At 64.4% G+C, this 11,273-nt stretch carries 9 protein-coding genes; 6 read left to right on the plus strand and 3 right to left on the minus strand.

What is annotated here, in order from left to right:
* The first annotated feature begins 67 nt into the window (after positions 1-67).
* Positions 68-781 (plus strand): RlmE family RNA methyltransferase, encoded by a 714-nt coding sequence (locus FJ424_RS08250; protein ID WP_140659749.1) that lies wholly within the window; start codon positions 68-70, stop codon positions 779-781.
* A gap of 127 nt (positions 782-908) precedes the next feature.
* On the opposite strand, the gene FJ424_RS08255 is transcribed toward FJ424_RS08250, so the two are convergent.
* On the minus strand, positions 909-2,330 hold the full coding sequence (locus FJ424_RS08255) for an MFS transporter (RefSeq protein WP_140659748.1): 1,422 nt from the start codon (positions 2,328-2,330) through the stop codon (positions 909-911).
* 585 nt (positions 2,331-2,915) lie between these two features.
* Here FJ424_RS08255 and guaB point away from each other — a divergent pair.
* The 3 genes from guaB to FJ424_RS08275 are packed head-to-tail and all read left to right on the plus strand — an operon-like array spanning position 2,916 to position 5,450.
* Positions 2,916-4,418, plus strand: a complete 1,503-nt coding sequence (gene guaB / locus FJ424_RS08265; RefSeq protein ID WP_140659747.1) for an IMP dehydrogenase — start codon at positions 2,916-2,918, stop codon at positions 4,416-4,418.
* Positions 4,342-5,010, plus strand: a complete 669-nt coding sequence (locus tag FJ424_RS08270) for a hypothetical protein (RefSeq protein ID WP_246686040.1) — start codon at positions 4,342-4,344, stop codon at positions 5,008-5,010. Before guaB ends, FJ424_RS08270 begins: the two co-directional genes overlap by 77 nt.
* A gap of 20 nt (positions 5,011-5,030) precedes the next feature.
* Entirely contained in the window at positions 5,031-5,450 is a 420-nt protein-coding gene (locus tag FJ424_RS08275; RefSeq protein WP_140659746.1) for an MAPEG family protein, read from the plus strand.
* Between the two features lie 71 nt (positions 5,451-5,521).
* On the opposite strand, the gene rnd is transcribed toward FJ424_RS08275, so the two are convergent.
* Complete coding sequence (gene rnd / locus FJ424_RS08280; protein ID WP_140659745.1) at positions 5,522-6,673, minus strand: ribonuclease D; 1,152 nt, start codon at positions 6,671-6,673, stop codon at positions 5,522-5,524.
* A gap of 320 nt (positions 6,674-6,993) precedes the next feature.
* The gene (locus FJ424_RS08285; protein WP_140659744.1) at positions 6,994-8,220 is read right to left on the minus strand and encodes an MFS transporter; all 1,227 of its coding nucleotides are present in this window, start codon (positions 8,218-8,220) and stop codon (positions 6,994-6,996) included.
* Positions 8,221-8,339: 119 nt separating this feature from the next.
* Here FJ424_RS08285 and FJ424_RS08290 point away from each other — a divergent pair, with 119 nt between their 5' ends.
* Both FJ424_RS08290 and aspS read left to right on the plus strand, forming a co-directional pair.
* Entirely contained in the window at positions 8,340-9,098 is a 759-nt protein-coding gene (locus tag FJ424_RS08290; RefSeq protein ID WP_140659743.1) for a DeoR/GlpR family DNA-binding transcription regulator, read from the plus strand.
* Between the two features lie 120 nt (positions 9,099-9,218).
* A complete protein-coding gene (aspS, locus tag FJ424_RS08295; protein WP_181182255.1) occupies positions 9,219-11,006 on the plus strand; it encodes an aspartate--tRNA ligase in 1,788 nt (595 codons plus the stop codon).
* The last annotated feature ends 267 nt before the right edge of the window (positions 11,007-11,273 follow it).

The following is an 11,273-nucleotide window of genomic DNA, read 5'->3' on the forward strand; positions in this document are numbered from 1 at the left end:
GGACCGGGCCAGCGAAAAGTGGCGATCGGTTTTCGCACAGGATCATGCTCGGGCAAGAAATCAGGCAATGACCAAGAAACCCGAAAAGCCAGGATCTGCCGGCATTCGCGTCCTCAAGACCAGGATCAAGAAGAAGAGCGGCTTGAAGGAGTCTTCGCGCCGCTGGCTCGAGCGCCACATGAACGATCCTTATGTGCAGCGCTCCAAGGCCGATGGCTACCGCTCCCGCGCCGCCTACAAGCTGATCGAGATCGACGACAAGCATCGTCTGCTGAAGCCCGGCATGAAAGTGATCGACCTGGGCGCCGCGCCCGGCGGCTGGTGCCAGGTGGCGGCGGCGCGGACGAAGTCCACGGCGGACAATCCGCATGTCGTCGGCATCGACTATCTCGAAATGGACGCGGTCCCGGGCGCCGTCATCCTGCGGATGGATTTCCTCGATCCCGACGCGCCGCAAAAACTTGCCGAGGCGCTGGGCGGCCAGTCGGATGTGGTGCTGTCCGATATGGCGGCGCCCACGACCGGGCACCGCCGCACCGATCATCTGCGAACCATGCATCTGTGCGAAGTCGCGGCCGATTTCGCCCTGCATGTGCTCAAGCCCGGCGGGCATTTCCTCGCCAAGACATTTCAAGGCGGCGCCGAGAACGAGCTTTTGTCACTGCTGAAGCAAAATTTCCGCTCGGTCCATCACGTCAAGCCACCGGCCTCGCGGGAGGAGTCGGTGGAGCTTTATCTGCTGGCGAAGGAGTTCAAAGGTCCTGGAACTTCGTCATTCTAGGGCGGAGCGAAGCGTAGACCGTAGAATCCTGTGTGTTGGTTCTGGCATGGATTCCAGGGTCTGCGCGCGTCGCTTCGCTCCTTGCTCCGCCCTGGAATGACGAAGTCACGCAGGGCGGCGCCGTGAGCTACTTCCCCGCTGTCCCCACCGTTTCCAGCGTCTTCGGCGTGGTCAGGCGGCCGTGGCCCGAGACGGCGTTGCCGGCGTCCGGCGCCAGCCGCATGAAGGTGATGGATGCCGCCGCCGAAACGGCCGCCACGATGAAGAAGGCGATGTGGAAGTCGCTGAGCGTCAGCGGCCCGCCATGGATGGACGTCGATACTTCGAGGATGCCGCCGGCCAGCGCAACGCCGAGCGCGATCGACAATTGCTGGAAAACCGCCGTGATCGGCGTCGCCTTGCTGGTGTCGGCGGGCGTGATCTCGGCATAGGAGAGCGCGTTGACGCCGGTGAAGAACATCGAGCGGATGAAGCCGCCGACCAGAAGTATCGCCAGCATCAGCGCATAAGGCGTCTGCGGCGTGAACAAGCCGTAGATCGCGATCGAGGCGGCCGCGACAAGCGAGCCCCAGATCAGCACCCGACGGAAGCCGGCGAGGCGGAAAAGCAGTGCCGTGACGAACTTCATGCCGATGGCGCCGATCGCCGAGACGAAAGTGATCATGCCCGACTGGAAGGGCGTGAGCCCGAAGCCGATCTGGAACATCAGCGGCAAGAGGAACGGCACCGCGCCGATGCCGATGCGAAACAGCGAGCCGCCGAGCACGGAGGATCGGAACACCTGGTTGCGGAACAGCTCCAGCGCCAAGAGCGGGTTCCTGGCGCGCCGGGCATGGAGCAGATAGAGCACGCCTGAGACCACGCCGACGGCGACAGTGATGAAGCCCGCCATCGGCGGCAGCGCCGGCAGGCTGACGACGGAAAGGCCGAACACGACGCCGGAAGCGGCAAGCCCCGAGAGCACGAAGCCGGGGAAATCGAGCGGCGGCGTCTGGACAGGCTCCGTCTTGGGCAGATAACGCGTGGCGAGCCACATGCCGATCAGGCCGATCGGCACATTGATGAGAAAGATCCAGTGCCAGGTGAAATAGGTGGTGATGAAACCGCCGATCGGTGGGCCGACCAGCGGACCGACCAGCGCCGGCACGGTCAGCCAGGACATTGCCGCGACGAGCTCGTTCTTCGGCGTGGCGCGCACCAGCACCAGCCGGCCGACCGGCGTCATCATCGCGCCGCCCATGCCTTGCAGGAAGCGCGACACAACGAAAGCCGGCAGCGAATTGGCGAAGGCGCAGGCGACCGAGCCGGCGATGAAGACGCCGATCGCGGCGCGAAACACGTTCTTGGCGCCGAACCGGTCCGCCATCCAGCCGCTGATCGGAATGAAGATCGCCAGCGACACCAGATAGGCGGTCAGCGCCAGCTTCAGCGCGATCGGGCTGGTGTGGATGTCGACGGCGATCGCCGGCAGCGACGTCGCGATCACGGTCGAATCCATGTTCTCCATGAAAAGTGCGACCGCCAGGATGAGCGGAATGATGCGGTTCAAGGGAAACGCCCTGATTTGTCTTCGCGATTCTAGGCCCGGCTTGGGGGCGAACCGGTGCGACCGGGCGGTTATCACGCCTCGGCCCGGATGTCGCATTAAATTGCTGTCACTTTTGCGGGATCGCAACCACTGGTAGGGCAAATTTTTCGGCGGAATGTCGTTCTACCGGGCGTATTGTCATACTACCGATCTGCATGGAGTGCTGACATTGTCTCCATAGCTGACGTCGAACGCAAACTCTCCTTCATCCTGCGTGGAGAGCTATGTCGTGGTCAGCAATGGGCGGCCTGTGGCGCGGATCGTTCCCGCCGACACGCAGGAACTATTGCTCCACTCGCGCGCAGCGTTGTTGTCGCGGCTTGAGCAACAGCCGGTCGTCGCTGTCGAAAACTGGACACGCGACGATACTTACGAACGCTAGCGATGAACGCTTTGGCTCGAAACGGGTGCCGTCACCTCGCGCAACGATCGGCTTTTCAACCGCCCCGGGACGTGTTACCAGCCAGCGCCAATCCTGAAAGGGAAGATGAGAGTCGGCGCTGGCCAATCGGCCCAGCGCCTTTTCCGCATTCAAAAGGACTGGCCATGGCAAAAATCATCGAAACGTCCACCGGCGCGCTGGCGCTGACCTTCGACGACGTGCTCTTGCAGCCCGGCCATTCCGAAGTCATGCCGGGCGAGACCGACATCCGCACCCGTATTGCAGGCGACATCGATCTCAACGTGCCGATCCTGTCGGCGGCGATGGACACCGTCACCGAGGCGCGGCTGGCGATCGCCATGGCGCAGGCCGGCGGCATCGGCGTCATCCACCGCAATTTCTCGCCGGCCGAGCAGGCCGAGCAGGTCAGGCAGGTGAAGAAATTCGAATCCGGCATGGTGGTGAACCCCGTCACCATCGGCCCGGACGCCACGCTGGCCGACGCGCTGGCGCTGATGCGCACCTATTCGATTTCGGGCATTCCAGTGGTCGAAAATGGCGGCACCGGCGGCCACACGGTCGGCCGGCTCGTCGGCATCCTCACCAACCGCGACGTGCGCTTTGCTTCCGATCCGGCGCAGAAGGTCTACGAGCTGATGACGCGTGAGAACCTGATCACGGTCAAGGAGAATGTCGACCAGGACGAAGCCAAGCGCCTGCTCCACAAACACCGCATCGAGAAGCTGGTGGTGGTCGACAGGAATGGTAATTGCGTCGGCCTGATCACCGTCAAGGACATCGAGAAGTCGCAGCTCAACCCGCACGCCACCAAGGACGCGCAAGGCCGCCTGCGCGCGGCGGCCGCCACCAGTGTCGGCGACGACGGTTTCGAGCGTGCCGAGCGCCTGATCGACGCCGGCGTCGACCTTCTGGTCATCGACACCGCGCACGGCCATTCGCAGCGCGTGCTGGACGCGGTGGCGCGGGCGAAGAAGCTCTCCAATTCCGTGCGCATCCTGGCTGGCAATGTCGCCACCGCCGACGGCACGCAGGCGCTGATCGACGCCGGCGCCGACGCCGTCAAGGTCGGCATCGGCCCGGGCTCGATCTGCACAACCAGAATCGTGGCCGGCGTCGGGGTGCCGCAGCTTTCGGCGATCATGTCGGCGGTGGAGACGGCGCATAAGTCTGGCGTGAGCGTCATTGCCGACGGCGGCATCAAATATTCGGGCGATCTGGCCAAGGCGCTTGCCGCGGGCGCAAGCGCAGCAATGATCGGCTCGCTGCTTGCCGGCACCGACGAGAGCCCGGGCGAGGTCTATCTGCACCAGGGCCGCTCCTTCAAGGCTTACCGCGGCATGGGCTCGGTCGGCGCCATGGCGCGCGGCTCGGCCGATCGCTACTTCCAGGCCGAGGTCCGCGATACGCTGAAACTGGTTCCGGAAGGCATTGAAGGGCAGGTTCCCTACAAAGGACCTGTGGCTGGCGTGCTGCACCAGCTTGCAGGCGGCCTGAAAGCCGCTATGGGTTATGTGGGTGGACGTGACCTTGCAGATTTCCGCGAGCGCGCCACTTTTGTGCGCATATCCAATGCCGGACTTCGTGAAAGCCACGCCCATGACGTCACGATCACCCGCGAAAGCCCCAATTACCCGGGCGGACTTTGATCGAGAGGCCGATCGGCCCGACCGCCAGGGGCTGTGGCGTAGCTTGAGCGTGGCGGTGCTGCGGCTGTCGCGGCACGCGGCGGCGCTGTCCATTGCCTCGATCGCGCTTTTCCTCGTCATGACGGCGCTGGAGTTTCTTTATTTCCAGCGCTTGAGCGGCGGCTTGGCCGCGCTCGACATGCGCGTCGCCGGCTTCACGCCCGACGAAGGCATGGCGTGGCTCACAGCACTCGGCCGTCGCGGCGGCGAGATCATCATCGTCTGGCACTATTTGACCTTCGATCTTTTGTTCCCGGCGCTGCTGTCGCTGACGCTGGTCAGCCTCATCCTTGCCTTCGGGCGGCGGCTCAGCACCTTCCGCGCCATGCCGGCGCAGCTGCAGGCCCTGTTCGCGCTCGTGCTGGTGCTGCCCTATACGGTCGCCGACTATGCTCAGAATTTTGCCCTGGCGCGGCTGCTCTCCGATTTCCAGCTGGCCAACCCCGATTCGCTGGCCTTCGCCTCTTTGCTGACCGTCACCAAATTCGCGCTGCTGGCCATTCCATTCTTTGTCGTCGCATTCTTCGCGCTGGCCGGGCAGCGGCGGCGCTGACGGGAGGAGAGGGCGGACAAATGCACCAGACCGCCATCTTCTGGCCGATGCTGGCGCATGTGCTCCTGGTCTACATCGTCTATCTGGTGATGCTGAAGCGGCGCTATCTCGCCGTGAAGTCCGGCGAAGCGAAGGTCGGCCAGTACAAGGTCCGCTCCACCGAGCCGGCCTCGAGCGTCACAGTCGCCAACAATCTGATCAACCAGTTCGAGCTGCCGGTTCTCTTCCACGTGCTCTGCCTGGCGCTGTTCGTCACCAATGGCGTGAACTACCTGACGCTGGCGTTGATGTGGCTGTTCATAGTCGCGCGCTATGTGCACGCCTGGGTGCATCTCGACAGAAACTATGTGCTGCACCGCAGCCGCGCCTTCTTCCTTGGCGCGGGTATACTTCTTATCGCCTGGTTCTGGTTCGCGCTGCACCTGCTCGCGGTGGTGTGACGCTAGAGCGTTTCACCGTTTCACGGAAACGGTCTATCTCTTTGTTTTTACGCACTTTTCCTGGAATTGCTCTAAAGGTCGAACACCGCGATCCGGCGCTTGTCGAACTTGATGCCGATCTCGCCGCGCACCAGCCTCAGCGCCTGCTCGCCGAAAACGGCGCGCCGCCAGCCCTGCAGCGCCGCCACGTCGGCTTCGTCGCCCTCGGCGGCTATGCGGTCGATATCGTCGCTGGAGGCAAGCACCTTGGTGGCGACGCCTTCCTTCTCCGCGACGATCCTGAGCAGCACCTTGAGCAGCTCCGACGCCGCGCTCGATCCTTCCTGCGGCTGGACGCTTTTCGGCAGTTTCGGCATCGCATCCTTGGGCAGGGCAAGGGCGGTATTGACCGCGCCAAGCAGCGCGGTTGCCGTCGCGGAGCGCTCCCAGCCTTTCGGCGTGGTGCGCAGCTTGCCGAGCGCCGCCGCGTCGCGCGGCGCCTGCTGCGCGATCTCGTAGATCGCATCATCCTTGAGCACGCGGCCGCGCGGCACGTCGCGCTCGCGCGCCTCGCGTTCGCGCCAGGCGGCCACCGCCTGCACGATCGCCAGCTCCTGCGGCTTGCGCAGCCGCATCTTCAGCCGCTTCCAGGCATCTTCGGGATGCGGATCGTAGGTCTCGCGCGAGGTGAGGACATCCATCTCCTCGTTCAGCCAATGGGCGCGGTCCTCGCGCTTCAGCTCGGCGCTGAGATGCTGGTAGACCTTGATCAGGTGGGTGACGTCGGCGAGCGCGTATTCGAGCTGCTTGTCGGAGAGCGGCCGGTGCCGCCAGTCGGTGAAGCGCGAGGATTTGTCGAGCCGGGCTCCGGTGACCTTCTGGACAAGCTGGTCATAGGAAACGCTGTCGCCGAAGCCGCAGACCATCGCCGCCACCTGCGTGTCGAACACTGGATGCGGCACCAGATTGCCGAGATGGACGATGATTTCGATGTCCTGCCGCGCCGCGTGGAAGACCTTCAGCACCGCTTCGTTGGCCATGAGCCGGAAAAACGGTTTCAGGTCGATGCCGGGCGACAACGGATCGATAAGCGCCTCAATCCCAGGCGCGGCGATCTGGATCAGGCAGAGGATCGGCCAGAAGGTCGTCTCGCGGATGAATTCGGTATCGACGGTAACGAATTCCGACTTTTCGAACGCCGCGACAACGCTCTCGAGTTCTTCTTGTGTGGTGATGACCTGCATCAAATCGCTTTTGGCACAATATTAGGCCTCTTTCAATTTCAGCCGCGCGCCCTTTCGTCAAGCCGCCGCAGCGTAAGCGGTGGCCCGATCGCCGGGTTCTCCCATGCGAAATCGCGCCGCGTACCGGCGCGCCAACCCGCGATGTCCCTCAAGCCGTCGCGGTCCGCTCCACGGCGCTTTCAGAATCGGCAGCGTGCCGCCCCAGTGGAGGCTGGCATGCGGGCGACATCCAGCCCTGCATCATGTCGGTTCGGTCACGCTGCGCCAGACGTCGGACAACGGTGCCGCGATCGTGATCGACTTGACGATGGGCGAGCGGTTCATGCCTCGTAGGCCCGCGCCGGTACTCTCTCTCCCGTCGTGTCGGATCCTGTTCCGTCCGTTACGGCGCTCGGCGACGGTCGCCGGCCAAGCGCGCCCGCTGCCGCTAGGCTGAGCACGATGAACGGTATGCCGATGCCATAGGCCGAGCGGATGCCCCAGTGGTCCGAGACGAAGCCGAGCAGCGGCGGACCGAGCAGGAAGGCGACGAAGGAGATCTGCGACAATGCGGCAACGTTGATCGCGGCGGAGCGGTCCGTCATCTGGGCGGCCGCCGAAATCGCCAGCGGAAAGATCGCGCTGCAGCCGATGCCCATGAGCGCGAAGCCCAGCATCGAGACGAAGGGCAAGGGCGAGAAGAAGACGATGAACACGCCGGCAGCCATCGTTGCCAACAACACGCGCGCCACGCCGCTCGGCGAGTGGCGGTCGACGATGCTGTCGGCGAAGAAGCGTGTCGTCGCCTGCGAGAAGGCGAACAGCGCCACGGTGATCCCGGCAACGAAGGGCCCTGAGTCGAACACAGTGCGCATATAGATCGCCGACCAGTCCATGCTGGCGCCTTCCATCAGCATTGCCGACAGCGTCACCGCGACGAGGATGAGGATCGGCAGCGTCGGCCGGGCGAACATCGGCGCTTTGTCGCCTGACGTGACGAAGCGGGCGGGCGCCGGTTGGAAGCCGCCGAGCAACAGCGCCACCGCAACCGCCACCATCGGCACCACCAGCACCAGATGCAGTTGCGGCGACAGGCCGAGATGCGCCAGCGCGCCGCCGAACAGCCCGGCGCCGAAGAAGCCGATGCTCCAGAACGAATGCGCCCGGTTCATGATGCGGCGCTTGAGCAGGAACTCGGTCCTGTCGGCCTCGACATTCAAGATGATCTCGATGCTGCCGATCATCAGTCCGACCGGGAGCAGCATCAGGAACAACGCGGCCGGGCCCGGCGCGTGCACCGCGACAGAATAGGCAAGCGCCAGCAGCGGCACCAGCCACAGCAGCGCGCGGCGAAAGCCGACGCGCTCCAGGATCGGCGTCGCCAGCGTCAGCGCGATCAGCGTGCCGATCGGCGTCCCGATCAGGGCGAGTCCCAGCGTGCCGTCCTCGATCTGCATGGCATGCTTGATGTCGGGCAGGCGCGGAAAGATGTTGCCCATAGCGAAGGAATAGATCGCGAAGCCGGCATAGACGCGGTGCTGCGGAGCGAGTTTCAGGCCAAGGGTCATCACGGGCAATCCAACAAGGAGATTTTGGCGCGCGACCTCTTCGCGGTCCGCCGGCGACTCTGTTTCTTGCATGAACAGGCAAAACATGCAATAACGTGCACAAATAAATAGGATCGTGCATGCTCACCGAAGAACGCCACCAACTCATTCGCGACCGGCTTGCGGCGGACGGAAAGGTGCTGGCCGGAGAGCTCGCCAGCCGTTTCGGCGTGTCGGAAGACACGGTGCGCCGCGATCTCAGGGAATTGGCGAAGGCCGGGCAACTGCGCCGCGTCTATGGCGGCGCGGTCGCTTCCGCGCCCTTTGCCGCCGCGACGCTCAGCCAGCGCAGCCGTCATGCGGTCGAGGAAAAAACGCGGCTCGCCAGGGCGGCGGTCGGGCTGCTGAGCGCGGGGCAGTCGCTGTTCATCGACGGCGGCACGACCAATGAGGCGATCGCCAGGGCGATCCCGCGCGGCATCCAACTGACCGTCGCCACCAATTCGCTGGGCGTCGCCTCGGCTCTGACGGACCTTCCCCTGGTCGAGCTGATCGTGCTCGGCGGCCGCTATGTGCCCGATCTCGGCACCTGCGTCGGCGCCGACACGCTCGCCGCCGTGGCGCAACTCGGCGCCGATCTGTTCTTTCTGGGCTCCTGCGGGCTGGATGTCGCGCGCGGCGTCACCGCCGTCGATTCGGCCGAAGCCGAGGTGAAGCGCGCCATGGCAAAAAACAGCGCTGGTATCGTCATTGCCGTCACCAACGACAAGCTTGCCACCGCCGCGCCCTATCGCGTGGCGAAGGCGGATGCGATCCGCCATCTCGTGGTGGAAAAGAGCGCGCCTCCCGCCACGCTCGCCGCTTTCCAAAGCCAGGGCGCGCAGATCCACTTTGCTTGAGCGGCTGCGGCAGCGCGCCTGTATGACCGCTTGCCTTGACAAAGCCGGCCTCTCATGCGCTTTTCGCGCCAATTTTCGAGCCGGGCCGACGCCCGCAATTTCCGGACTTTACCCATGACCATGCATCGTTACCGCAGCCACACCTGTGCCCAGTTGAGAAAGAGCGACGTCGGCAATTCCGTCCGCCTGTCGGGCTGGGTGCATCGCGTGCGCGACCATGGCGGCCTGCTTTTCATCGACCTGCGCGACCATTACGGCCTGACCCAGATCGTCGCCGATCCGGATTCGCCGGCCTTCAAGGTGGCCGAGACACTGCGCGGCGAATGGGTGATCCGCGTCGACGGCGAGGTCAAGGCGCGCCTGCCGGAAACCGTCAATCCAAACCTGCCGACCGGCGAGATCGAGATTTTCGCGCGCGAGATCGAAGTGCTGTCGGCCGCCAAGGAGCTGCCGCTGCCGGTGTTCGGCGAACCTGAATATCCCGAAGACATCCGCCTGAAATACCGCTTCCTCGACCTGCGCCGCGAGACGCTGCACCGGAATATCGTGGCGCGCACGAAGATCATCGCTGAGATGCGCAAGCGCATGGGGGAGGTCGGTTTCACCGAATTTTCGACGCCGATCCTCACCGCCTCGTCGCCGGAAGGCGCGCGCGATTTCCTGGTGCCGTCGCGCATCCATCCCGGCACCTTCTACGCGCTGCCGCAGGCGCCGCAGCAGTACAAGCAGCTGATCATGGTCTCCGGCTTTGACCGCTATTTCCAGATCGCGCCCTGCTTCCGCGACGAGGATCCGCGCGCCGACCGCCTGCCGGGCGAGTTCTACCAGCTCGACCTCGAAATGAGCTTCGTCGAGCAGGACGACGTGCTCAGCACGATGGAGCCTGTCCTCCGCGCGGTCTTCGAGACGTTCGCCGCCGGCAAGCCGGTGACGCAGAAATTCCGCCGCATTCCCTATGACGAGGCTATGCGCACCTATGGCACCGACAAGCCGGACCTGCGCAACCCGATCGAGATGCAGGCGGTCTCGGATCATTTTCGCGACTCCGGCTTCAAGGTGTTCGCCAACATCCTGGCCAACGATCCGAAGGCCGAGGTGTGGGCCATTCCGGCCAAGACCGGCGGCAGCCGCGCCTTCTGCGACCGCATGAATTCCTGGGCGCAGGGCGAGGGCCAGCCGGGGCTCGGCTACATCTTCTGGCGCAAGGAAGGTGAAAAACTCGAAGGCGCCGGCCCGATCGCCAAGAACATCGGCGAGGAGCGCACCGAGGCGATCCGCCAGCAGCTCGGCCTCGCCGATGGCGATGCCGCTTTCTTCGTCGCCGGCGACCCGAAGAAGTTCGTCACTTTCGCGGGCGCGGCGCGCACCCGCGCCGGCGAGGAACTGAACCTGGTCGACCGCGAGCGGTTCGAACTTTGCTGGATCGTCGACTTCCCGTTCTTCGAATGGAACGAGGACGAGAAGAAGATCGACTTCGCCCACAATCCGTTCTCCATGCCGCAAGGGGGCATCGACGCGCTGAATGGTGAGGAGCCGCTCGGCATCAAGGCGTTCCAGTACGACATGGTCTGCAACGGCTTCGAGATCGCGTCGGGCGGCATCCGCAACCACCTGCCGGAAACCATGGTCAAGGCTTTCGAGATGGTCGGCCTGGACCGCGCGACGGTGGAAGAGCGCTTCGGCGGCCTCTACCGCGCCTTCCAGTATGGCGCGCCGCCGCATGGCGGCATGGCGGCGGGCGTCGACCGCATCGTCATGCTGCTCGTCGGCGCCAAGAACCTGCGCGAGATCACCATGTTCCCGATGAACCAGCAGGCCTACGACCTGCTGATGAGCGCGCCTTCCGAAGCCACCCCGCAACAGCTGCGCGAGCTGTCGCTGCGCGTCGCGGTGGCGAAGAAGGACTGACGGCAGCCTAGCAACTGCCCTTTCTCCCCGTCACTATACGGGGAGAAATGTCCGGCAGGACAATGAGGGGCAGCGCGGGTGCTGGCGATTTGCACGCGGTCGTAACAGCTGAGGCCTTCTGACAGGCAGTCGGTTCAGCACCGAATTACATATTCGCAAGCGTCGGCGCTGCCCCTCATCCGCCTGCCGGTGTCCAGCCGATAGATGGGTAACACTTTGAACCGGATACATAGGTAACAGTTTCTCCCCTATGATGCGTTCGCCGCA

It is taken from the genome of Mesorhizobium sp. B3-1-8, assembly GCF_006439495.1.
In the GTDB taxonomy this organism is placed as follows: domain Bacteria; phylum Pseudomonadota; class Alphaproteobacteria; order Rhizobiales; family Rhizobiaceae; genus Mesorhizobium.